General features: G+C 69.6%; 22 protein-coding genes. 2 read left to right on the top strand and 20 right to left on the bottom strand.

The features are described 5' to 3' along the window. Positions 1-293: 293 nt before the first annotated feature. The 15 genes from ppc to rpe all read right to left on the bottom strand — a co-directional run bounded on the left by ppc (position 294) and on the right by rpe (position 16504). Positions 294-3050 carry a phosphoenolpyruvate carboxylase gene (gene ppc, locus ACFTWF_RS02140; protein ID WP_378459619.1) on the bottom strand — a complete coding sequence of 919 codons (2757 nt, stop codon included), beginning with the start codon at positions 3048-3050 and terminating at the stop codon, positions 294-296. A gap of 46 nt (positions 3051-3096) precedes the next feature. Then, positions 3097-3330, bottom strand: coding sequence for a preprotein translocase subunit SecG (gene secG / locus ACFTWF_RS02135; protein WP_185729473.1), 234 nt, complete (start codon positions 3328-3330; stop codon positions 3097-3099). 125 nt (positions 3331-3455) lie between these two features. After that, the gene (gene tpiA / locus ACFTWF_RS02130) at positions 3456-4241 is read right to left on the bottom strand and encodes a triose-phosphate isomerase (protein WP_378459618.1); all 786 of its coding nucleotides are present in this window, start codon (positions 4239-4241) and stop codon (positions 3456-3458) included. Positions 4242-4244: 3 nt separating this feature from the next. Continuing rightward, complete coding sequence (locus ACFTWF_RS02125) at positions 4245-5456, bottom strand: phosphoglycerate kinase (RefSeq protein WP_378459617.1); 1212 nt, start codon at positions 5454-5456, stop codon at positions 4245-4247. 17 nt (positions 5457-5473) lie between these two features. Further along, entirely contained in the window at positions 5474-6493 is a 1020-nt protein-coding gene (gene gap / locus ACFTWF_RS02120) for a type I glyceraldehyde-3-phosphate dehydrogenase (protein WP_378459616.1), read from the bottom strand. Positions 6494-6721: 228 nt separating this feature from the next. Beyond that, positions 6722-7705, bottom strand: coding sequence for a DNA-binding protein WhiA (whiA, locus tag ACFTWF_RS02115; protein ID WP_005262275.1), 984 nt, complete (start codon positions 7703-7705; stop codon positions 6722-6724). After that, positions 7696-8721 carry a uridine diphosphate-N-acetylglucosamine-binding protein YvcK gene (yvcK, locus tag ACFTWF_RS02110; protein WP_378459615.1) on the bottom strand — a complete coding sequence of 342 codons (1026 nt, stop codon included), beginning with the start codon at positions 8719-8721 and terminating at the stop codon, positions 7696-7698. The genes whiA and yvcK overlap by 10 nt, the downstream gene beginning before the upstream one ends. Then, a complete protein-coding gene (gene rapZ, locus ACFTWF_RS02105) occupies positions 8718-9584 on the bottom strand; it encodes an RNase adapter RapZ (RefSeq protein ID WP_073371137.1) in 867 nt (288 codons plus the stop codon). Before rapZ ends, yvcK begins: the two co-directional genes overlap by 4 nt. A 44-nt stretch (positions 9585-9628) precedes the next feature. Then, positions 9629-11767, bottom strand: coding sequence for an excinuclease ABC subunit UvrC (gene uvrC, locus ACFTWF_RS02100; protein ID WP_378459614.1), 2139 nt, complete (start codon positions 11765-11767; stop codon positions 9629-9631). Between the two features lie 67 nt (positions 11768-11834). Beyond that, a complete protein-coding gene (locus ACFTWF_RS02095; RefSeq protein ID WP_378459613.1) occupies positions 11835-12287 on the bottom strand; it encodes a PH domain-containing protein in 453 nt (150 codons plus the stop codon). A 13-nt stretch (positions 12288-12300) separates the two neighbouring features. Next, complete coding sequence (gene ribH, locus ACFTWF_RS02090) at positions 12301-12792, bottom strand: 6,7-dimethyl-8-ribityllumazine synthase (RefSeq protein ID WP_378459612.1); 492 nt, start codon at positions 12790-12792, stop codon at positions 12301-12303. Continuing rightward, complete coding sequence (locus ACFTWF_RS02085) at positions 12789-14042, bottom strand: bifunctional 3,4-dihydroxy-2-butanone-4-phosphate synthase/GTP cyclohydrolase II (protein WP_378459611.1); 1254 nt, start codon at positions 14040-14042, stop codon at positions 12789-12791. The genes ribH and ACFTWF_RS02085 overlap by 4 nt, the downstream gene beginning before the upstream one ends. Before the next feature lie 80 nt (positions 14043-14122). Beyond that, on the bottom strand, positions 14123-14731 hold the full coding sequence (locus ACFTWF_RS02080; protein ID WP_378459610.1) for a riboflavin synthase: 609 nt from the start codon (positions 14729-14731) through the stop codon (positions 14123-14125). Positions 14732-14742: 11 nt separating this feature from the next. Then, the gene (ribD, locus tag ACFTWF_RS02075; protein ID WP_378459609.1) at positions 14743-15795 is read right to left on the bottom strand and encodes a bifunctional diaminohydroxyphosphoribosylaminopyrimidine deaminase/5-amino-6-(5-phosphoribosylamino)uracil reductase RibD; all 1053 of its coding nucleotides are present in this window, start codon (positions 15793-15795) and stop codon (positions 14743-14745) included. A gap of 25 nt (positions 15796-15820) precedes the next feature. After that, entirely contained in the window at positions 15821-16504 is a 684-nt protein-coding gene (rpe, locus tag ACFTWF_RS02070; protein WP_378459608.1) for a ribulose-phosphate 3-epimerase, read from the bottom strand. Positions 16505-16562: 58 nt separating this feature from the next. On the opposite strand from rpe, the gene ACFTWF_RS02065 reads away from it, so the two are divergent. After that, positions 16563-16901 carry an MmcQ/YjbR family DNA-binding protein gene (locus ACFTWF_RS02065; protein ID WP_378459607.1) on the top strand — a complete coding sequence of 113 codons (339 nt, stop codon included), beginning with the start codon at positions 16563-16565 and terminating at the stop codon, positions 16899-16901. A gap of 60 nt (positions 16902-16961) precedes the next feature. Here the strand turns inward: ACFTWF_RS02065 and ACFTWF_RS02060 are convergent, their stop codons facing one another. From ACFTWF_RS02060 to fmt, 3 genes are all read right to left on the bottom strand, one after another. Next, entirely contained in the window at positions 16962-17819 is an 858-nt protein-coding gene (locus tag ACFTWF_RS02060) for a mycofactocin-coupled SDR family oxidoreductase (RefSeq protein WP_378459606.1), read from the bottom strand. 110 nt (positions 17820-17929) lie between these two features. Next, positions 17930-19357, bottom strand: a complete 1428-nt coding sequence (locus ACFTWF_RS02055) for an RsmB/NOP family class I SAM-dependent RNA methyltransferase (protein WP_378459605.1) — start codon at positions 19355-19357, stop codon at positions 17930-17932. Next, complete coding sequence (gene fmt, locus ACFTWF_RS02050) at positions 19354-20277, bottom strand: methionyl-tRNA formyltransferase (RefSeq protein WP_378459604.1); 924 nt, start codon at positions 20275-20277, stop codon at positions 19354-19356. Before fmt ends, ACFTWF_RS02055 begins: the two co-directional genes overlap by 4 nt. 249 nt (positions 20278-20526) lie before the next feature. On the opposite strand from fmt, the gene ACFTWF_RS02045 reads away from it, so the two are divergent. Further along, positions 20527-20733 carry a hypothetical protein gene (locus ACFTWF_RS02045; protein WP_073370512.1) on the top strand — a complete coding sequence of 69 codons (207 nt, stop codon included), beginning with the start codon at positions 20527-20529 and terminating at the stop codon, positions 20731-20733. A gap of 61 nt (positions 20734-20794) precedes the next feature. Here ACFTWF_RS02045 and ACFTWF_RS02040 read toward each other — a convergent pair whose 3' ends face one another. Continuing rightward, positions 20795-21772 (bottom strand): esterase/lipase family protein, encoded by a 978-nt coding sequence (locus ACFTWF_RS02040; protein ID WP_378459603.1) that lies wholly within the window; start codon positions 21770-21772, stop codon positions 20795-20797. A 98-nt stretch (positions 21773-21870) separates the two neighbouring features. Further along, positions 21871-22527, bottom strand: a complete 657-nt coding sequence (locus ACFTWF_RS02035; protein ID WP_378459787.1) for a PadR family transcriptional regulator — start codon at positions 22525-22527, stop codon at positions 21871-21873. Positions 22528-22606: the final 79 nt, after the last annotated feature.

Here is a 22606-nt window from a genome sequence, read left to right as displayed (position 1 = left end):
CCGACGGGGTCCTCGTCGTCCGCCGGTAACCCGGCGGACGATCGGGGGTCCTGCTCGACCGGTGTCCGGGTGACCCGGCACTCGGTGACGAGCCGACCGGCCCGTCGGCGGCTCGACATGCTCGTCCCCCGTGTTCCCACTCCCCCACGCCAGTGAACAGGGTTGCCCGCGCAGCGCCTCATCGATCGCCCCCACTTCGTCTCGGAAACTTGTGCTCTTTCCCGTTTTGACGCAGCGAGGGACGGTTCGGTTCCCGCGCCCCGCAAGAAATCTCGCGGGGCGCGGGAACGCCGCTACCCGCTGTTGCGCAGCGCGGTGGCGAGCCCGTTCATCGTGAGCTGGATGCCGCGGCGCGTCTGGTCGCCGTCGTCGCCCGCCCGGTACCGGCGCAGCAGCTCCACCTGCAGGTGGTTGAGCGGCTCGAGGTAGGGGAACCGGTTGTGCACCGACCGCTCCAGACCGGGATTGTCGGCGAACAGCGTGTCGTTCCCGGTGACGGCCTTGTACATCCGGATCGTCCGCTCGTGCTCCTCGGTGATCTTGCCGAACACCCTCTGCCGCAGCTCCTCGTCGGGCACCAGCTCCGCGTAGCGCGCCGCGAGACCCATGTCGGACTTCGACATCACCATCGCCAGGTTCGACAACACGGTCCGGAAGAACGGCCACTTCTCGTACAGGCGCGACAGCGTGGCCACCTTGTCCGGGTCGCCTTGCGTCCACTCCTCGAATGCCGCACCCGTGCCGTACCACCCGGGCAGCATGACCCGGGACTGGCTCCAGGACAGCACCCACGGGATGGCCCGGAGATCGGAGATGGCGGTGGTCTGCTTACGGGAGGCGGGTCGGCTGCCGATGTTGAGGGCCCCGATCTCCGCGACCGGCGTCGACATTTCGAAGTACTGCACGAATCCCGGTGTCTCGTGCACCAATTCCCCGTAGGCGCGGCGGGCCAGCGCCGCAAGTTCGTCGAGGATGCGGTACGCCGGTTCGGCGTCGTCGCCGAGTCCCTCGACGTCGAGCAGGGTGGCCTCGAGTGTCGCGGCGAGCAGTGTTTCGAGATTGCGTTGCGCGAGACGCGGTTCCGCGTACTTGGCGGCGATCACCTCGCCCTGTTCGGTGATCCGCAGCGACCCGGCGACCGCGCCGGGCGGCTGCGCCAGGATGGCCTCGTAGCTGGGGCCACCGCCGCGACCGACGGTGCCGCCGCGACCGTGGAACAGCCGCAACCGGATTCCCGTCTTGCGTGCGGCGTCCACCAGATCCAGCTCCGCGCGGTAGAGCGCCCAGTTGGCCGCGAGGTATCCGCCGTCCTTGTTCGAATCGGAGTACCCGAGCATCACTTCCTGGGAGTCGCCCCGCGCCGCCACGAGCGCCCGGTAGATCGGGACCTCGAGCGTGGCTTCGAGGGTCGCGGCGCCCTGCTGCAGGTCCTCGATCGTCTCGAACAGCGGCACGATACCCACCGGGCAGGACGGCCCGCCTCCCGCGCCGGGGTCGAGCAGTCCGACCTCCTTGAGCAGGACGGCGGCCTCGAGCATGTCGCTGACGGAGGTGCACATGCTGATGATGTAGTTCGGCACGGCGCCCGCGCCGAGGGTCTGCACGGCGGTCGCGCCCGCGTGCAGAATGGCGAGTTCCTTCGTCGCCAGCTCACTGAACTCGGCGTTCGCGGTGGTCAGCGGGCGCCGGGTGGTCAACTCCGCCGAGAGCAGTTCCACCCGCTCGTCCTCGGACAGCGACGGGTAGTCGTCGTGCACCCCCGCCCATGCCAGCAACTCGGCGGCGACGGTCTCGTGCACGTCCGAGTTCTGCCGCATGTCGAGCCCGGAGAGGTGGAATCCGAACACCTCCACCGAGTCCCGCAGACTCGCGAGCCCGTCGTCGGCGATCGTGCCGTCGCCGCCGCGGCGAAGGGAATCGTCGACGACGTCGAGTTCGTCGAGCATCTGACGCGGGGTGTCGTACGGGGCGAGCCTTAGGTCGAGGCCGTGGTCCGGTGCGCCGCCCAGGATGCGCTGCGCGGTGGCCGTGAGACGTCCCCGGATGCCCCGCACCGCGCGCCGGTACGGTTCGTCGGCGCGGGACGGTGAATCGTCCTGGGACGCCGCGGCCAGAAGGTCCAGGGCGGGGGTGACGGCGACGAGGCGTGCCGACATGGACAGTTCGCGTTCGAGGGTCTCGAGTCCCTCGAGGTGATGTTCGAGGGCGGTGGCCGCGGCCCGGGTGGTGGCCGTCCGGACCACCTCGTCGGTGACGTAGGGGTTGCCGTCGCGGTCTCCGCCGATCCACGACCCGGGACGCAGGATCGGTTCCCGGCCCAGATCCGCGGCCGGCCATCGCGACCGCAGCGCGTTGCGCAGTTCGGCGTTGATCTTCGGGACGACCTCGAACAGTGCCGCGTCGTAGTACCGCAGGCCCACTTCGATCTCGTCCTGGATCCGCAACCGCGACAACCGGATCAGCGCGGTCTGCCAGAGGGTGAGGATCTGGCGCCGCAACCGGACGTCGACGTCGGCGGTCTCGGACTCGGTCAGCGCGGTGCGCTCGCGGTAGCGCATCAGTTCGGTGATCCGCGTCTGGGTCTCGAACACCGTGCGGCGGCGGGTCTCGGTGGGGTGGGCCGTGATGACGGGCGACACGAGCGCCCCGCGCAGCGCGTCCGCGACGACGGCGCTGTCCAGCTGCGCGGCGTCGAGTTTGGCGTACGTGGCGGTCAGGGTGCTGTCGGGCGCGGGTTCACCGGCGGCGACGTGGACGGCGCGCCGGCGTTCGCGGTGAATGTCCTCGGCGAGGTTGGCGAGGAGCGCGAAGTGGCTGAAGGCCCGGATGACGGGAATGGTGTCGCCGGTGGTGACCTCGGTGAACATGTCCGCCAGCTCGGCGCGGTCGATCTCGGACCGCCGGACCCGGAACGATTCGACCCGCGCCTTCTCGACGAGGTCGAAGACGTCGTCACCGGCCTGTTCCCGCACTATCTGACCGAGGATGCCGCCCAGGAGCCGAATGTCTTCGCGGAGTGGTTCAGTGGCCTCACGTGGGGTTTCGATCATTCATCCAGTATCGACCGGCGACGGCCGGTCTGCATGATGAAGCAGATCAGCCGAACTTGATCTCCAGGCCGATGCCGATGATCGCGATCAACCACACCAGACCGGTGAACACGGTGAGCCGGTCGAGGTTCTTCTCGACGACGGTGGAACCGGACAGGCTCGACTGGACGCCGCCGCCGAACAGGCTGGACAGACCGCCGCCCTTACCGCGGTGCAGCAGCACCAGCAGAATCAGCAGCAAGCTGGTGACCACCAGCAAGATATCCAGGAACAGTTCCATGTCGGTCTACGTCCACCCATCCAGTAGGAACAACTACGGCCTCGTACACCCTACAGGCGCTCCGCGCCCGTGCGCCTTTCCGGTAGTGGGAGCAACCGGAAAGGCGCACGGGCGCCGAAGGCGCCTTACGGCAGAGGTCCGCCTGCGGCGATCGCCGACAGCGTCGCGAACTCGTCGGCCTTCAGCGAGGCGCCGCCCACGAGGGCACCGTCCACGTCCGTCTGACCGACGATCTCGCCGACGTTCTTCGCGTTGACGCTGCCGCCGTAGAGCACGCGGACACCGGACGCGACCGCCGGGGAGGCGAGCTCACCGAGCGTGGCCCGGATCGCCGCGCAGACTTCCTGCGCGTCCGCGGCACTGGCCACCCGGCCGGTCCCGATGGCCCAGACCGGCTCGTACGCGATGACGACCTTCTCGATGTCCTCCGCGGACAGCCCGGCGAGCGAGCCCCGCAGCTGCTCGACGTTGTACGACACGTGCTCGCCGGCCTCACGGACGTCGAGGCCCTCACCGATGCAGACGATCGGGGTGAGCCCGTTCTTCAGCGCGGCCTTCGTCTTGGCCAGGACGGTGTCGTTGTCCTCGCCGTGCAGGGTCCGGCGCTCCGAGTGTCCGACGACGACGAACGTGCAGCCCAGCTTGGCCAGCATGGAGCCGCTGATCTCGCCGGTGAACGCGCCCGAATCCTGGGCCGACACGTCCTGCGCACCGTAGGTGAGCAGGAGCTTGTCGCCCTCGACGAGGGTCTGCACGCTGCGGATGTCGGTGAACGGCGGGATCACCGTCACGTCGACCTTGTCGAAGTACTTCGCCGGGAGCGAGAAGGCGATCTTCTGCACCAGCGCGATGGCCTCGAGGTGGTTCAGATTCATCTTCCAGTTGCCGGCGATCAGCGGCTTCCGTGCCATGCGTCAGCCCTCCAGAACTGCGATGCCGGGGAGTTCCTTGCCCTCGAGGTATTCGAGGGAGGCGCCGCCTCCGGTGGAGATGTGGGAGAACCCGTCCTCGGGCAGACCGAGCTGGCGGACCGCCGCGGCGGAGTCACCGCCACCGACGACGCTGTACGCGCCCTTCGAGGTGGCCTCGATGATCGCCTCGGCGACACCCTTGGTGCCCGCGGCGAACTTCTCGAACTCGAACACGCCCATCGGGCCGTTCCAGAACACCGTTCTCGCGCTGGTCAGGATCGCCGCGAACCGGCGAACCGACTGCGGTCCGATGTCGAGACCCATCCAGCCGTCCGGGATCTCGAGCACCGACACGAGCTTGGACTCGGCGTCGGCCGAGAACGAATCGGCGATGACCACGTCCTGCGGGATGTGGATGACGTCGGCGTACTGCTCGAGCAGCGCCTTGCACGTGTCGATCATCGACTCCTCGCACAGCGAGTTGCCGACCGAGACGCCCTGCGCCGCGAGGAACGTGTAGTACATGCCGCCACCGATGACGAGGGTGTCGACCTTCGGTGCCAGCGCCTCGATCACCGCGAGCTTGTCGGACACCTTGGAGCCGCCCAGCACGACCGCGTACGGCCGCTCGGACTCCTCGGTGAGCTTGCCGAGCACCGTCATCTCGGCCTCGACGAGCGTGCCCGCGTAGTGCGGAAGCAGCTTCGCCACCTCGTACACCGACGCCTGCGCGCGGTGCACGACACCGAATCCGTCGGACACGAATGCACCGTCGTCGCCGACGAGTTCGACGAGGGCCTTCGCGAGCTTCGTCCGCTCGGCCTCGTCCTTGCTGGTCTCCCGCGGGTCGAAGCGGATGTTCTCCAGCAGGAGAACGTCGCCGTCGGTGAGCCCCTCCGAACGTGCCAGCGCGTCCTGCCCGACGACGTCGCCGGCCAGCTGGACGTTGCGTCCCAGAACCTCGGCGAGCTTCACCGCCACCGGCGCGAGGGAATACTGCGGGTCGGGCTCGCCCTTGGGGCGACCCAGATGAGCGGTGACGATGACCTTGGCGCCCGCCTCCGCCAACGCCTTCAGCGTCGGGGCGGAAGCGATGATGCGCCCGGGATCGGTGATCCGGTCACCGTCGAGCGGAACGTTGAGGTCGGAGCGCACCAGCACGGCGCGCCCCTCCACCCCAGCGTTCAGCAGATCGTCGAGAGTCTGAACTGCCACTGTTACCGGACCTTCGCTCAGAGAGACTTGGCTACGAGACCGATGAGGTCGGCCAGACGGTTGGAGTAACCCCACTCGTTGTCGTACCAGGACACGATCTTGGCCTGATCGTCGATGACCTTGGTGAGGCCGGAGTCGAAGATCGAGCTGTGCGGGTCGGTGACGATGTCGGACGACACGATCGGAGCGTCGGTGTACTTAAGGATGCCCTTGAGCGGTCCCTCGGCGGCAGCCTTCATCGCGGCGTTGATGTCTTCGACGCTGGCGGACTTCTTCAGGTTCGCGGTGAGGTCGGTGACCGAGCCCGTGGGGATCGGGACGCGCAGCGCGTAGCCGTCCAGCTTGCCGAGCAGCTGCGGGAGGACCAGGCCGATGGCCTTGGCGGCGCCGGTGCCGGTGGGGACCACGTTCAGCGCGGCGGCGCGGGCGCGACGCAGGTCGCTGTGGGGGCCGTCCTGCAGGTTCTGGTCCTGCGTGTAGGCGTGGACCGTGGTCATCAGGCCCTTGACGATGCCGAACTCGTCGTCGAGCACCTTGGCGATGGGGCCGAGGCAGTTGGTGGTGCACGAGGCGTTGGAGATGATGTTCTGGCTGCCGTCGTACTTGTCGTCGTTGACGCCCATCACGATGGTGATGTCCTCGCCCTTGGCGGGCGCGGAGATGATGACCTTCTTGGCGCCGGCCTCGAGGTGACCCTTCGCCTTGGCCGCGTCGGTGAAGATGCCGGTGGACTCGACGACGACGTCGACGCCCAGGTCACCCCACGGAAGTGCCGCGGGGCCTTCCTTGATCGCGAGAGCCTTGATCTTCTGGCTTCCGACGACGATGGTGTCCTCGCCCTCGAGCGACACGTCGTGCGGGAGACGACCCAGGATGGAGTCGTACTTCAGGAGATGCGCCAGCGTAGCGTTGTCCGTGAGGTCGTTGACCGCCACAATCTCGATGTCGGTGGTTCCGAGCGCCTTCTGCGCGTCCACCGCCCTGAAGAAGTTACGTCCGATACGGCCGAAACCGTTTACGCCTACCCGGACAGTCACAATCTGCTCCTTTGCGCATGATTCTGGTTGTACAGCTCTGCTCTCGCGCCGGTTCGACACCACCGACGGGTGGTCGGCGCGAGGTTTCATCGGTCGATGCGACTCTTACCCTAGTGCGCGGGGCACGTGCGCGCGCAGTCACGTCCGAGCGCCCCGTCCCGGCCGCTGCGACGTCGAACGAACGGGACGCTCGTCCGATCCGACACGACGAGCGTCCCGTTCGCCCGGTCAGGCGTCGTCGAGAAGGTCTGCGGTGACCGCCGACTCGGTGTCGGGGATCCCGGTCTCCTTCGCCTTCCGGTCGGCCATCGACAGCAGCCGCCGGATGCGGCCGGCGACGGCGTCCTTCGTCATCGGCGGGTCGGCGAGCTGGCCGAGTTCCTCGAGCGACGCCTGCCGGTGCTCCACACGGAGATGCCCGGCCGCCGCCAGGTGGTCGGGAACCTCGTCACCCAGGATGTCGAGCGCCCGCTCGACTCGTGCGGCGGCCGCGACGGCCGCGCGGGCGGAGCGGCGCAGGTTGGCGTCGTCGAAGTTGGCGAGCCGGTTCGCGGTGGCCCGGACCTCCCGGCGCATCCGGCGTTCCTCCCACACGAGGCGGGTGTCCTGCGCGCCCATCCGGGTGAGGAGCGCGCCGATGGCCTCGCCGTCGCGGATCACCACCCGGTCGGTGCCCCGGACCTCGCGGGCTTTCGCGGAGATGCCGAGCCTGCGCGCGGCCCCGACCAGTGCGAGCGCCGCCTCCGGGCCCGGGCAGCTGACCTCGAGCGCCGATGACCGTCCCGGCTCGGTGAGCGAACCGTGGGCAAGGAAGGCGCCCCGCCATGCCGCTTCCGCGTCGGCGACGCTGCCGCCGACCACCTGGGCGGGGAGCCCGCGCACGGGTCGTCCCCGCAGGTCGAGCAGACCGGTCTGGCGGGCGAGGGCCTCGCCTTCCTTCGCGACCCGGACGATGTACCGGGACGACTTGCGCAGTCCGCCCGCGCTCAGGACGTGGACGTCGGCGCTGTAGGTGAACAGATCGAAGATCTCGCGCCGCAACCGCCGGGCCGTGGACCCCAGATCCACCTCCGCCTCGACCACTACGCGGCCACCGACGATATGCAATCCCCCGGCGAACCGCAGCAGCGACGAGACCTCGGCCTTCCGGCAACTCACGTGAGTGACGACGAGACGACTGAGTTCGTCTTTGACCTCTGCTGTCATTGCCACGAAGCGCTCTCCCTTTCCTCTGGTGTCGCGGCCACTTCGCTCCCCCGAAGCCCCGGATCGGGGTCGCTCCAGAGCTGTTCGAGAACGGACGCAAGCTTGCCTGCATGATGCGTGTGGGTGCCGTGCTCCGACACGTCGGCGTAGACGACGCGTGCCTGGAACTGTCCGGCGGCGCGGGCGAGGTGTTCACGCTCGCGGCCAGGCGGCACCGAACCCGAATCGACCACGACGAAGTCGACGGCCAGTTCGGGTGCGTGTTGGGACAGTACGTGCAGATGGCGTTCGGTGGAGAATCCCGCGGTCTCGCCCGGTTCCGGAGCCAGGTTGAGCACCAGCACCTTCCGCGCGTCGGTGGCGATCAGCGTGTCGAGGAGTTCCGGAACGAGGACGTGCGGGATGACGCTCGAGAACCACGATCCGGGTCCGAGGACGACCATGTCGGCGGCCTCGATCGCCCGGACCGCGTCCGGGCACGCAGGCGGATTGGCGGGCAGCAGCCGCACCCGGCGCACCTTGCCCGGGGTGGTCGCGACCGCGACCTGCCCGCGGATGCAGCGGCTCACGCGCGGATCCGCCTCGAGGCCCTGCACGTCTGCCTCGATGTCGAGGGCGATCGGCGACATCGGCAGCACCCGTCCGTCGATCCGCAGCAGCCGCGCAAGTTCGTCCAGGGCGGCGACCGGATCGCCGAGCACCTCGGTGAGGCCGGCCAGGATGAGGTTGCCCACCGAATGTCCGGCGAGGGCGCCGATGCCGCCGAAGCGGTGCTGGATGGTGTCGGTCCAGTCCTGCACCTCGGGGTCGTCGGCGGCGAGCGCGGCGAGCGCCATCCGCAGATCACCCGGCGGGATGACGCCGAGTTCTGCGCGCAGTCGTCCCGAGGATCCGCCGTCGTCCGCGACGGTGACGACGGCCGTGACGTCGCGGCTGAGCCGGCGTGCGGCGCTGAGGGTCGCGAACAGCCCGTGGCCTCCGCCGAGCGCGACGATCGCAGGAGGCACGTGCACCGCCCTCATTCGCGCCCCAGATCACGATGGACGACGCGCACGTTCAGCCCGGAATCCTTTCCGAGGCGGCGTGCCAACGCCTCCGACATCGCGACACTCCGATGCTTTCCGCCGGTGCAACCCACCGCGATGGTCATGTAGCGCTTCCCCTCCCGACGATATCCCGCGATCGTCAGATCCAGCAGGTGGTGATAGGTGGTGAGGTAGTCCTCGGCACCGTCCTGCGACAACACGTAGTCCCGCACGTCCGCGCTCTGCCCGGTGTGCGGACGCAATTCGGGGATCCAGTGCGGATTGGGCAGGAAGCGGACGTCGCAGACGAGATCGGCGTCCATCGGAAGACCGTACTTGAAACCGAACGACTGGACTGTTACCTGCATCGTGCGGTTCTCGGCGTCGCCGAACGCGTCCTCGATCTTCTGCCGCAACTGGTGTGCGGCGAGGGAGGACGTGTCGATCACCAGGTCGGCGGCGGCCTTCACCTTCGCGAGCTGATCACGCTCGGCAGCGATGCCCTCGGACAGGGTCCCCTCGGCCCCGCCCCCGGACAGCGGATGACTGCGGCGGACCTGTTCGAACCGCCGGACCAGGACCTCGTCGGAGGCGTCGAGATACAGCACCCGCGTGTGCACGGGTTTGCTCTCCAGTTCCGTGAGGACCCAGCCGAGGTCGCCGGTGAACAACCGACTCCGCACGTCGATGACGACGGCGAGCCGCTCGAGCCGGGAGTCGGATTCGAGGCTCAGATCGACCATCCGGGAGATCAGTTCCGGGGGCAGGTTGTCCGCGACGTACCACCCGAGGTCCTCGAGGACCTTCGCGGCCGTCTGCAGACCCGCCCCGGAGAGTCCGGTGACGAGAAGGAAGTCCATCGGCCGAACCGTGGGTGGACGGTCGCTCTGCGCGTGCTGCTCGGTCACTCGACACCTGTCCGTTGTGAAGCGCTCTGTGCTGCCGGGTCGTGCTCGGCCGGTCCGTTCCGATCGGGTTCATCATCCCCCACCGCCGCGACCCCCGCAGACGGTTCCTCCGCGCCGAGAGCGGTGAGTACCGCCTTGGCCGTGGCCGTTCCGATGCCCGGCACCGCGGTGATCTCCTCGACGGAAGCCTGTTTGAGTTTGGCGACGGACCCGAAATGCGTCACCAGGGCCTTGCGCCGGGTGTCTCCGAGTCCGCGCACCGAATCGAGTGCGGACGCCGTCATCCGGCGGGAGCGTTTGCTGCGGTGGAACGTGATCGCGAAGCGGTGGGCCTCGTCGCGCACCCGCTGCAGCAGGTACAGCGACTCGCTGGTGCGCGGGAGGATCACCGGGTCCTCCTCCCCCGGCACCCATACCTCCTCGAGCCGTTTGGCCAGTCCGATCACGGCGACATCGGTGATGCCCAGTTCGTCGAGGACCGCCGAGGCCGCCGCGACCTGCGGGGCGCCGCCGTCGACGACGAACAGGTTCGGCGGATACGCGAACCGTCGCGGCCGGCCGGTCTGCGGATCGATCGCCGCCTCCGGGGCGAGGTCGCCGCCGTCGCCGCCCGGCACCGGGTCGGCGTCCGCCCCGGCGGCCTCCACGCGCAGCACCCCGACGTCGCGGTTGTGCCGGAGGAACCGCCGCCGGGTGACCTCGGCGATGCTGGCGACGTCGTCGGACCGGCCGTCACCGGCCGCCTCCTTGATCGCGTAGTGCCGGTAGTCGGACTTGCGTGGCAGACCGTCCTCGAAGACGACGAGCGAGGCCACGACATCGGTGCCCTGCACGTGGCTGATGTCGACGCACTCGATCCGCAGCGGCGCCGAATCGAGGTCGAGGGCCTCCTGAATGCCCTGCAGGGCCGCCGACCGCGACGTGAAGTCACCGGCACGGCGCAGCTTGTGTTGTTGCAGCGCCTCCATCGCGTTGCGCTGCACGGTCTCGGCGAGGGCCTTCTTGTCGCCGCGCTGCGGCACCCGCAGGCGGACCGCGGATCCGCGGAGGCCGCTGAGCCACTCCTGCACCTGCTCGGGGTCCGGTGGCAGCACGGGCACCAGCACCTCTCGCGGCACGCCGCTGGTGCCGGCCTCCGAGTCCGTCGCACCCGACAGCGCCGCCTGCTCACCGTAGAACTGGGTGAGGAACTGCTCGACGAGCAGCGGAAGGTCCGATCCGGCCTCGGAATCGACGGTGGCCCAGTCGATGACGTCGCCGGCCTTCTCGACCACCCAGCCGCGCTGTCCGCGCACGCGGCCACCGCGGACGTGGAACACCTGGACCGCGGCCTCCAGTTCGTCGGTCGCGAACGCGACGAGGTCGGCGTCGGTGCCGTCGCCGAGGACGACGGCCTGCTTCTCCAGCGCCCGCCGCAGGGCTCCCACGTCGTCGCGCAGGCGCGCCGCCAGTTCGAAGTCCAGTTCCTCGGACGCCTTCTGCATGCGGGCCTCGAGTTCCCGGACGAGCCTGTCGGTGCGTCCGGACAGGAAGTCGCAGAAGTCCTCGACGATCTGGCGGTGCTCCGCCGCGGACACCCGTCCAACGCACGGCGCGGAACACTTGTCGATGTAACCGAGCAGGCAGGGACGGCCGATCTGGTTGTGCCGCTTGAACACCCCGGCCGAGCAGGTGCGGGCCGGGAACACCCGCAGCAGCAGGTCGAGGGTCTCGCGGATGGCCCACGCGTGCGAGTAGGGGCCGAAGTAGCGGACCCCCTTGCGCCGGGGCCCGCGGTAGACGAACAGCCGGGGATATTCCTCGTTGAGGGTGACGGCGAGAACCGGGTACGTCTTGTCGTCGCGGTAGCGGACGTTGAAGCGCGGATCGAATTCCTTGATCCAGTTGTACTCGAGCTGCAGCGCCTCGACCTCCGTGCTGACCACGGTCCACTCGACGCTGCCGGCCGTGGTCACCATCTGGCGGGTACGGGGGTGCAGCGTCGAGACGTCGGCGAAATAGGAATTCAGCCGTGAACGAAGGCTCTTCGCCTTCCCGACATAGATGACCCGGCCGTGCGGATCGCGGAACTTGTACACCCCCGGGTCGACCGGAATGGTTCCGGTCGCGGGGCGATATGTCGAAGGATCGGGCACCCCTCCACGTTAGTCGGCGCCACCGACCAACCCCGCATCCGTCACACCGGGCGGGGCCGTCCCCCGGTCAGGACCGCGCGTACTCCGACGCGAGTGCGCGGAACCGGTCGACCGCCTCGACGGCGTACTCGCGATCGTTCGACTGGATGGCCATCGCCGCCAGGTACTCGTCGTCGGGCAGCTCGATCCGCGCCCACGCGGCACCGTCCGGGAAGGACAGCCCCTCGTACAGGTCCCAGTCGACGATGCGCTCCCCGAGCACGTTGCGCACGGCGATGCCGCGAGGCCCGACGCGCAGTCGCGGCCGGGTCAGCAGCAGCACGGCCGCCGCGAGGAGGCACCCGATGCCGGCGAACGCCAGCTGGTCGGCGAGACGGAAGTACACGCCCGTCGAGTCACCGCGCAGCAGGATGGCGAACGTCACGTGCACGACGACGAGGAAAATGGCCACGCCGATCGCGTAGCGACGCGACTTGCGGGGTTTCGCGACGAGTGTCCACTCGGATTCGGGGGTGGTCATGGGTGGATCCAGATCATGCGAAGGACTCCTCGGCGCGGCGCAGTCGCGCCAGTGTGACAGCGGTGTCGAGCGCGGCCGCGCACGCCTGACCGCCCTTGTCCTCGGCGGAGCCGGGCAGGCCGCTGCGGTCGATCGCCTGCTGCTCGGTGTCGGTGGTGAGCACGCCGTTCCCGACCGGGGTGCTCTCGTCGAGCGACACCCGGGTCAGACCGGCCGTGACGGCGTCGCAGACGTATTCGAAGTGCGGCGTCCCGCCGCGGATCACGACACCGAGCGCGACGACGGCGTCGTGGGTGCGGGCCAGCGCCTGCGCCACCACCGGAAGCTCGATGGCACCGGCGACCCGGACCAGCGTGACGTTCTTCACGTCCGCCTCGTCCGCGACCCGCTGTGCGCCGGCGATCAGCGCCTCCGAGATCTCCGGGTGCCAACTGCCCGCGACGATGGCGAGCCGGAGGTCGCCGGCCTCACCGAGCTGCAGTTCGGGCAGTCCCTCACCGCTCACAGCATCTCTCCCGCTTCGAAGTCGTCGAGCCCGATCAGGTCGTGGCCCATGCGGTCCCGCTTCGTGCGCAGGTACGTCAGGTTCTCGGCGTTCGCGCGCAACGGCATCGACACCCGCTCGGTGATCTGCAGCCCGTAGCCGTCGAGACCGACCCGCTTGGCCGGGTTGTTGGTGAGCAGACGCATCGAGGAGATGCCCAGATCCACCAGGATCTGCGCGCCGATACCGTAGTCGCGGGCGTCGGCGGGCAGGCCGAGCTCGAGGTTGGCGTCGACGGTATCCGAACCCGCGTCCTGCAACTGGTAGGCCTGCAGCTTGTGCATCAGCCCGATGCCGCGGCCCTCGTGCCCGCGCATGTAGAGGACCACCCCGCGGCCCTCTTGCGCGACCATGTCCAGGGCCGCGTCGAGCTGCGGACCGCAGTCGCAGCGCAGCGAACCGAAGACGTCGCCGGTGAGGCATTCGGAGTGCACCCGCACCAGCACGTCGCTGCCGTCGCCGTCCGGTCCCGGCAGGTCGCCGCGCACCAGCGCCACGTGTTCCACGTCGTCGTAGATGCTCCGGTACCCGACCGCGGTGAACTCGCCGTGCCGGGTGGGGATGCGCGCGGATGCGACCCGCTCCACGTGCTTCTCGTGCTTGCGGCGCCACGCGATGAGGTCGGCGATCGAGATCAGCGCGAGATTGTGGTCGTCGGCGAAGACCCGCAGCTCGTCGGTCTGGGCCATGTGGCCCTCGTCCTTCTGGCTGACGATCTCGCAGATCACGCCGGCCGGCCGCAGATCGGCCATCCGGGCCAGGTCCACGGCGGCCTCGGTGTGGCCGGGGCGGCGCAGCACGCCGCCCTCCTTCGCCCGCAACGGCACCACGTGACCGGGGCGGGTGAAGTCCTGGGCGCCGGTGGACGGATCGGCCAGCAACCGCATGGTCGCGGCCCGGTCGGACGCGGAGATCCCGGTTCCGATGCCCTCACGAGCGTCGACGGTGACGGTGTACGCGGTGCCGTGCTTGTCCTGATTGGTGGCGTACATCGGGGGCAGGCCCAGGCGGTCGCAGTCGGTCCCGTCGAGCGGCACACAGAGATAGCCGGACGTGTATCGAACCATGAAGGCCACCAACTCCGGGGTGGCTTTCTCCGCGGCGAAGATGAGGTCGCCCTCGTTCTCGCGGTCTTCGTCGTCGACGACGACGACGGCCTTGCCTGCGGCGATATCCGCAACGGCGCGCTCGATACTGTCGAACCTGGTCACGTGCTCGGTCTCCAAAGTCTTGACTGACGCATCTTCGAATACAACGGATGCATCCGTGGGATGCTCCTCAACAGTACGACTCAGCGGCCGGCCGCTTGCAGCCGCTCCACATACTTCGCGATCACGTCGACCTCCAGATTGACCGGTGTGCCGACGGTCGCCGCCCCGAGCGTGGTCAGTTGCAGGGTGGTCGGGATGAGCGAGATCTCGAAGAATTCCTCGCCACGGTCCCCGCCGAGCGCCGACACGGTCAGCGACACACCGTCGACGGTGATGGATCCCTTCTCGACGACGTACCGGGAGATGGCGTCGGGCAGCGCGATGCGCACGACCTCCCAGTTCTCGGACGGGCTGCGGCTGATGATGTGCCCGGTGCCGTCGACGTGGCCCTGGACGAGGTGGCCGCCGAGGCGGCTGTTCAGGGCGGCGGCGCGCTCCAGGTTGACGCGGCTGCCCACGTCGACCTTCTGCAGGCTCGACCGGTTCAGCGTCTCCTGCATCACGTCGGCGGTGAAGGAGCCGTCGGCCAGCACCTCCACGACGGTCAGGCAGACACCGTTCACCGCGATCGAATCACCGTGCGACGCATCGGAAGTCACCACCGGACCGCGCACGGTGAACCGTGCGGCGTCGGCCAGTTCCTCCTTGGCGACGACCTCACCCAATTCTTCGACGATCCCGGTGAACACTGTGGCTTCTCCTACGTTCGGTGACTGTCAGGGTTTTCGGACACTGCTGGAACCAGACTCAACAACAGATCGGGGCCGATTGTTTCGACCGACTCGTGACGGAACCGCAGCGCGCCCTCGATCGAGTGCACTCCGGCGTCCGAGACCGCGGCGGCGCCCGCACCGAGCACCAGCGGGGCGAGGTACGCCTGAATGCGGTCGACCCGGCCCGCGGCGAGGAACGCGCCCGCCAGCCGGGGCCCGCCCTCGAGCAGCACGTCCGTGTACTCCGCGAGTGCGGCGAGGACCTCGTCCACGTCGTGGGTACGCAGCAGCACGGTGGGCGCCGAGTCGTCGAGCACCCGGGCGTCCGGCGGGATGTCGCCGAGCCCGACGACGACGCGGACCGGTTGATGCGCGGCGAGCGAACCGTCGGACATCCGGGCGGTGAGCCGGGGGTCGTCGGCCAGCACCGTCCCCGTGCCGACGACGATCGCGTCGAGTTTCGCCCGCTCGGCGTGGACGCGCTCGCGGGCCTCGGGACCGGTGATCCACTGGCTGGTGCCGTCCGCGGCCGCGCTGCGGCCGTCGAGCGTGGCCGCGTACTTCCAGGTCACGTGCGGGCGCCCGGTGCGCTGCCGGTGCAGCCACGCCCGCAGCGGGCCGCGTTCGACGTCCTGCGCGCGCAGACCCGACGTCACCTCGACGCCCGCCGAGACGAGGGTTTCCGCGCCGCCGGCGGCCTCCGGGTTGGGATCGCCCACCGCGTAGTGCACCGCGGCCACGCCCGCGTCGAGAAGCGCCTGCGAGCACGGCCCGGTCCGGCCGTGGTGGTTGCACGGTTCCAGCGTGACGACGGCGGTGCCGCCGCGGGCGGCGTCCCCCGCCTCCCGCAGCGCGACGATCTCGGCGTGGGGACCGCCGGGCGGCTGCGTCATCCCGACGCCGGCGATGCGTCCGGCGGCGTCGAGGACCACGGCGCCGACCGCCGGGTTCGGGCTGGTGAACCCGCGCGCCGATTCCGCGGCGCCGATGGCGATCTGCATCGCGGCGTCGAGGTCCGCGGCCGAATTCTCGTGTCGCACGTGGGAGTTCACGGTGGGGCCGGTGCTACCGCGACAGGGTCAGGTGCGGCGACGCCTTCGCGGCGCTGGCGCGCAGGGCGCGCACGGCCTCCGCGGGGTCGCCGGTGCCGTAGACGGCGGAACCGGCGACGAAGCAGTCGACTCCCGCCTCGGCGGCGGCCTCGACGGTGTCGGCATTGATGCCGCCGTCGATCTCCACCACCAGCGTCAGCTCACCGGAGTCGACGAGCCGGCGCACGGCCTTCGCCTTGGACAGGACCTCCGGGATGAACGACTGCCCACCGAATCCGGGCTCGACGCTCATCACCAGGAGGGTGTCGAAGTCCTTCAGGATCTCCAGGTACGGCTCGATCGGGGTGCCGGGCTTGACACTGAGACCGGCCTTGGCCCCGGCGGCGCGGATGTCCCGGGCCACGGCCCGGGGGTCGTCGGTGGCCTCCGCGTGGAACGTGACGTTGTGGGCGCCCGCCTCCGCGTACGGCGGCGCCCAGCGGCCGGGATCGTCGATCATGAGATGGCAGTCGAGCGGGATGTCCGTAGCCGCGAGCAGGCTCTTCACCACGGGAAGGCCGAGCGTCAGGTTGGGCACGAAATGTGCGTCCATCACGTCGACGTGCAGCCAGTCGGCGCCGGCGACGGCGTCCGCCTCCTCGGCGAGACGCGCGAAATCGGCAGACAGAATGGACGGTGCGATCATCGGGGTTGCCACGCGCCGCAGTTTAGTCGTATGCGGGTGCCGGCCCGCTCGCGCGGTCCATACTGGGCGCATGCCGACCTGGACGGATGTCGTGGCGATCGGAGCATCCCTGCCGGAGGTGCAGGAGAGCACGTCGTATCGCACTCCGGCGCTGAAGGTGGCGGGCAAGCTGCTGGCCCGGTTGCGGGCCGAGTCGGACGGGGGCCTGGTGGTAATGTGCGACCTCGACGAGAAAGTTGCCCTGCTGGCCCAGGGCGCACCGTTCTACACCACACCGCACTACGACGGTCACGGTTCGATTCTCGTCGACCTCGAGAACGTCGACGTCACGCAGCTGACCGAACTGCTGCAGGATGCGTGGCGGATCAAGGCACCGGCGAAGCTGCGCAAGCGGTTCGACCAGACCTGACGAGGAGGCGAGGGCCCGGGCGGCGCCCGCACACCGGCCCGGACCCTCCTCGGATCGGCGTCAGACGCCGAGCTTGAGGCCCGCTCCCGCATCGACCCGGAGTTGCTGACCGGTGACGAACCGGGACTCGTCGGACGACAGGAACACCACGGCGTGCGAGATATCCTCCGGCTCGACCCACGGGACGGGCATCGCCTGCATGAACGGGAACGTGACCTTCGCGTCCTCCGCGGTCGGGTTCTCCAGGTCGGGGCGAAACGTACGGAACATCGGCGGGCTCTGCAGCATGTCGGTGTTGCAGTTGGTGGGGTGGATGGCGTTGACGCGGATGGATTTCGGGCCGAGGGTGAGCGCGAGCGACGTGGTGTACGTCCACAGCATCTTCTTGGCCAGCCCGTACCCGTCGCCGCCGGGCCCCTGCAGCGCCTGCTGACCGTTCAGCCCGGTCTGCGGGACCAGGCCGGCCACCGACCCGGTCGCGATGATCGAGGCGCCGGCGTCCAGGTGCGGGAGGGCCGAGTGGATCGTGTTGACCACGCCGACGAAGTCGACGTCGAACGCGTCGACGAATCCCTCGACCGGCACGTCGTTGCCCAGGGGCGCGATCCCCGCGTTGGCGACCACGACGTCCAGGCGTCCCAGCGTCGCGACCGCGGTGTCGAGTGCGCGCGTCAGTCCGGCGCGGTCGCGGACGTCCACCTTAACGGTGACGACCCGGCGTCCCGCCTTCTCGACGAGCCGTCCGGTCTCCTCGAGGTCGGCCTCGGTCGCCAGCGGGTACTCGTTGGACGCGATGTCCTCGCACAGGTCGAAGGCGATGATGTCGGCGCCTTCGTCGGCGAGATGCACTGCGTGACTACGACCCTGACCCCGCGCCGCTCCCGTGACGAGAACGACCTTCCCCGCTACCCGATTCATCTGAAGTCTCCACTCGCTTCGTGACGTACGTCTCTTCACGTGGAGAATTAGAACACGTTTTACCGAAAAGTGAAACAGGTTCTACCGAGGCTCGGCGGGTCCCGCCGGCGCTACGGCTTGCGCAGCGCGGCCATGAACATCGCGTCGGTGCCGTGCCGGTGCGGCCAGAGCTGGACGCCCGGCCCCTCTCCCAGGTCCGGGACACCGGGGACGAGCTCACGGGTGTCGAGCGCGGTGAGGCCGTGGCGGCGCACCGCGTCCGCGACCACCGCCACCGTCTCCGAGAGGTGGGGTGAACACGTCGAGTACAGGATCACACCGCCGGGGCGCACCAGCTGGGCGGCCGACGCGAGGAGTTCCCGCTGCAGTTTCGCCAGGCCCGCCACGTCCGACGGCTGCCGGCGCCACCGCGCCTCCGGGCGTCGGCGCAGCGCACCGAGCCCGGTGCACGGGGCGTCGACGAGGATGCGGTCGTACCCGCCCGCCAGCCCGGTGTCGCGCCCGTCGACGACGTGCACGTCCACCGGAAGTTCCTTCGTCGTCTTGCGGATCAGGTCGGCGCGGTGCGCCACCGGCTCCACGGCGTCGAGGCGTCCGCCCTCGATGCCGGCAAGGGCGCCGAGCAGCGCGGCCTTGCCGCCCGGCCCCGCGCACAGGTCGAGCCAGCGGCCCGCGTCCGGTCCGTCCAGCGGAGCCAGCGACAGTGCGCGGGCGACGAGCTGACTGCCCTCGTCCTGCACCCCGGCGAGTCCTTCCCGAACGGCGTCGAGCAGACCGGGATCGCCGCCGTCCAGATAGACCGCGTACGGCGAGTACCGCCCGACCTCGCCGCCGGTGGCCAGCGCGAGTTCCTCCGAGGAGATCTCTCCGGGGCGGGCGACGAGATGGACCGCCGGACGGGCGTCGTCGGCGACGAGCACGTCCTCGAGCTCACCGGCATCGGCGCCGAGCGCGTCGGCGAACACCTGGGCGATCCACGTGGGATGGGCGTGCTCGAACGCCAGCCGCCCCACCGGATCGGCCGGGGCCAGCCGCTCCACCCATTCCGCCTCGGACCGCTCGGACACCCGCCGCAGCACGGCGTTGACGAAGCCGGCCTTACCGGGACCGGCCTCCGCGCGCACGAGATCGACGGACGTCGCGACGGCGGCGTGCGGGGCGACGCGGGTGCGCAGCAGCTGGTAGGCGCCCAGCTGGAGGACGTCGAGGAGTGGTCCGTCGATCTCCCCGATCGGCCTGCCCGCGCAGTCGGCGATCACGGCGTCGAGGAGTCCCCGCGCACGGGCGGCGCCGTACGCCAGTTCGGTGGCGAGTGCGGCATCGCGGCCGTCCAGGCGGCGCTCACGCAGCAGTCCGGGCAGCACGAGGTTGGCGTAGGCGTCCCGTTCCCGCACGGCGCGCAGCACGTCCCGCGCGGCGAGCCGCGGCTGGTCGAGCCCCGACTGGGACGCGTCGGGGCGGCGAGCCTGGCGGGGCCGGTTGTTCCGTCCCCCCGAGCCGGACTGGCCGCGACGGGCGGGCCTTCTGGATTCGCTCACTGTGCCCGTACCTCCGCGTCGAGTCGTGCGCCGCGCGCCCAGTCGAGGGCGGCCATCTGTTTCTTGCCCTGCGGCTGGATGCGGTCGAGCCGCACCGCCGTCGTGGACGTGCCGATCAGGAATCCGGACTTGGTCACCGAGATCTCGCCCGGCTCCAGCCGTTCCTCCGTCGGGGTGACGGGCCCGACCTTGACGCGCAGATCCCCGATGGTGGTCCAGGCGCCGGGCGCGGGGGTCACCGACCGGACGTGCCGGTCGACCACCGCGGCCGTTCTGTCCCACCGGATCCGGGCCGCCTCGACCGTCACCTTGGATGCGTGCGAGACCCCCTCGGCCGATTGCGGGACCGCGGCGATCGCGCCGTCCTCGATCCCGTCGAGAACCGACTCCAGGAGCACGGCACCGCTGTCGGCCAGCCGTCCGAGGAGGTCGCCGGCGGTGTCGGTGTCGCGGATGCGCTCGGTGACCACGCCGTAGACCGGCCCGGTGTCCATCCCCGCCTCGAGCCGGAACGCGCTCGCGCCGGTCATGTCGTCGCCCGCACCGATCGCGGCCTGAACGGGCGCGGCGCCGCGCCAGGCGGGCAGCAGCGAGAAGTGCAGGTTCACCCAGCCGTGCACCGGGATGTCGAGAACCTTCTGCGGCAGCAGCGCACCGTAGGCGACGACGGGCGCGCAATCGGGCGCCAGGTCGGAGAGCCGGGCCAGGAAGTCCGGTTCCGAGGGCCGCTGCGGGGTGAGCACCTCGATGCCGTGCGAGTCGGCGAGGGCACCGATCGGCGAGCGGACCACCTTGCGTCCGCGACCCGCGACCGCGTCGGGACGGGTGATCACGGCCACGACGTCGTGCCGCGGGGAGCGGATCAGGCGCTCGAGGGAGGGAACGGCAGGTTCGGGGGTTCCGGCGAAGACTATGCGCACGTCGGCGACCCACACGACGGACGGTGGACCGCTGCGCGGGCCGAAACGATACTCACGAAGAATGCTCCCCTTCGATGGACGATGTGCCGACCAGTCTAGGGAGTCGGACTGCGGCGATAACACTCGGCGAACAGTCGGTGTGACGATTCGGCAGAACCGCACACAGGGGCGCCGGACGGGTATTGACTGTTCTGAGGCCGGCGCGAACGGTCGGGCCGGTGTCCCGTTTTCGAACCTCTGGAGGTAACGATGGCAGGAATTGAGAGCAAGTTCGACAAGGCCTACGAGACGAAGCCCATCGAGGAACTGGCCAGTGCCCCCGTCGCCGCCCTGCAGGGCGTGAGCGATTCCGATGCCGAACATCTGGCAGCCGCGTTCAACATCAAGACGGTGAAGGACCTCGGCACCAACAAGTACTTCCTGTGGGCGCAGGCCGTCGCGAAGCTGGCCGAGTAGCAGCCACACACGAGGGGCGGGGAGTCGTGCAGTGCACACTCCCCGCCCCCGCTGTGCGGCCCTACCGGTTGCTGTCGGCGATCACCTGCGGGATGCCCGCACCGACCGGGACGAACTCGCACCGGGCGTAGGGGATCGCGGCAGGATCGAGCGCCGACCGGACCAGATCGAGCGCGAACGGATCGTACGGAGCCCGGAAATGTCCGGTGCCGTCCTGCGGGCAGCGATCCTGGATGAGGATGTTCTCCGCCCCGGCGCCGTGCAGCGCCATGTTCGTGTACGGCTGGATCATTTCGTCGTACCGCGAACCGATCGTCGTGTACGACACTCCGGGCACGGTGTCACCGCCCGCGTTGAGGGCGTTCATGAACGGCGAACCCTGCATCTGCTGACTGACGGCAACCGACGTGACCGTGCGGGCGAACTCCGGTCCACCGGGAATGGCCTGCACGATCGGGACGAGGCCGTACATCACTCCGCCGTAACTGGGCGATGCCAGCCCGACCCAGTGGTCGACGAACGGCGCGCCGCCGAGTTTGTTGACGTAGTACCTCGTGACGTTCGCGCCCTGCGAGTATCCGACGACGTCGACCTGGTCGGCGCCGGTCGCGTCGCGGACCCGGTCGACGAACCCGCCGAACTCCTCGGCGCTCGCGACGATGTCCCCGGTGCCGAACGAATCGGCACCCGGCGCCCCGCCGTAGTTGAGCGCGAAGACGCAGTAGCCGTCCGCGGCGAGCATCGGTGACAGGGCCGCCCAGTCCGCGTAGGCGCTGGCGTCCGTGCCGTGCGCGAGCACCACCGGGTCGGGATGGTCGGGCGAGGGCGTGCACGAGAAGTCGTTGGATCCCGCGGGTGCGCTGTCCGGGTGGTCGTGCGCGTACGCGGCGGCGGCACTACGACCGCTCTGGGGAAGCCCGGCCGCGGCGGGCACGACGGGTTCGGGCGGTGAGGCGTCGTCCGCGCGGGCGGTGGACACTGCGCCGGACATCAGCAGGACGACCCCCGCGACGACCGCACCGGCACCCCGAAACCTCATGACTTCTCCCGACTTCGCTGCGATGTTCCTGTGAACCCTCCCAGAAGGTGCACGCGCTGTCGCGTCGAGACGGCGGGTCGGCGGCGGGGTGGGGCGCCCTACGAGTCGGTCTCGTCCTTATCGGCATCGCTCGTATCATCTTCCGCGAGAAGGCGATACAGCGCGCGCCGCGCTTCGGTGAGAATCTCGCCGGCCCGCCGCACCTGGTCGTCGTCGCCGACCGCGGCGACCTGCCCCGCGGCACCCATCAGCAGCCCGATCAGCCCGCGCAGGTCCTCGGCGGGCCTGCCGACGCTCTCCCGCACGTCGTCCCACGGCGTTCCGAGTTCGGTCTTGTTCGCTTCGACGAAGGCCGTGCCCTCGTCCGTCAGGCGCGCGGTCTTGCGGCCCGCCACCTTTTCGATGAGCACCAGTCCCTCGTCCTCGAGCTGCGACAGCGCGGGATAGATCGATCCGGGACTGGGCTTCCACACCCCGTCGCTGCGTTCGACGATCTGCTGGATCAGCTCGTAGCCGTGCATCGGCTGCTCGGTGAGCAGCAGCAGGATCGCGGAGCGGACATCGCCGCGCCGTCCCCGCCCACCCCGTCCGCGTCCGCGGCCGAAGTGCATTCCGGGGCCGAAGCCGGGACCACCCTCGGGGCCGAAGCCGCCTCGGCGGTGTCCGTGACGGTGCGGGCCCTCGGGCCGTGCCATCCGTTCGCGTCCGAATCGTTCCCGTCGGGGACCTCTGTGTTCGAAATGGAAGTCTTCCATCATCAGCCTCCTTTTGTATCGCTGATGCATCAACGATATATCGTCAATTGGGATCGGGCAAGACCCAATTTCTGTGACG

Origin of the sequence: Rhodococcus sp. NPDC056960, assembly GCF_042674125.1 — a bacterium.
Lineage (GTDB): Bacteria > Actinomycetota > Actinomycetes > Mycobacteriales > Mycobacteriaceae > Rhodococcus_F.
The sequence above is the reverse complement of the archived record's forward strand: the minus strand, read 5'-3'. Positions and strand labels throughout refer to the sequence as shown.

Excerpts from the sequence above, each read along its gene's own strand:
- ppc (WP_378459619.1), bottom strand. The coding sequence starts at position 3,050 with ATGATCGAAACCCCACGTGAGGCCACTGAACCACTCCGCGAAGACATT.
- secG (WP_185729473.1), bottom strand. The coding sequence starts at position 3,330 with ATGGAACTGTTCCTGGATATCTTGCTGGTGGTCACCAGCTTGCTGCTG.
- tpiA (WP_378459618.1), bottom strand. The coding sequence starts at position 4,241 with ATGGCACGGAAGCCGCTGATCGCCGGCAACTGGAAGATGAATCTGAAC.
- yvcK (WP_378459615.1), bottom strand. The coding sequence starts at position 8,721 with ATGAGGGCGGTGCACGTGCCTCCTGCGATCGTCGCGCTCGGCGGAGGC.
- rapZ (WP_073371137.1), bottom strand. The coding sequence starts at position 9,584 with ATGGACTTCCTTCTCGTCACCGGACTCTCCGGGGCGGGTCTGCAGACG.
- ACFTWF_RS02095 (WP_378459613.1), bottom strand. The coding sequence starts at position 12,287 with ATGACCACCCCCGAATCCGAGTGGACACTCGTCGCGAAACCCCGCAAG.
- ACFTWF_RS02065 (WP_378459607.1), top strand. The coding sequence starts at position 16,563 with ATGCCGACCTGGACGGATGTCGTGGCGATCGGAGCATCCCTGCCGGAG.
- ACFTWF_RS02060 (WP_378459606.1), bottom strand. The coding sequence starts at position 17,819 with ATGAATCGGGTAGCGGGGAAGGTCGTTCTCGTCACGGGAGCGGCGCGG.
- ACFTWF_RS02045 (WP_073370512.1), top strand. The coding sequence starts at position 20,527 with ATGGCAGGAATTGAGAGCAAGTTCGACAAGGCCTACGAGACGAAGCCC.
- ACFTWF_RS02040 (WP_378459603.1), bottom strand. The coding sequence starts at position 21,772 with ATGAGGTTTCGGGGTGCCGGTGCGGTCGTCGCGGGGGTCGTCCTGCTG.
- ACFTWF_RS02035 (WP_378459787.1), bottom strand. The coding sequence starts at position 22,527 with ATGGAAGACTTCCATTTCGAACACAGAGGTCCCCGACGGGAACGATTC.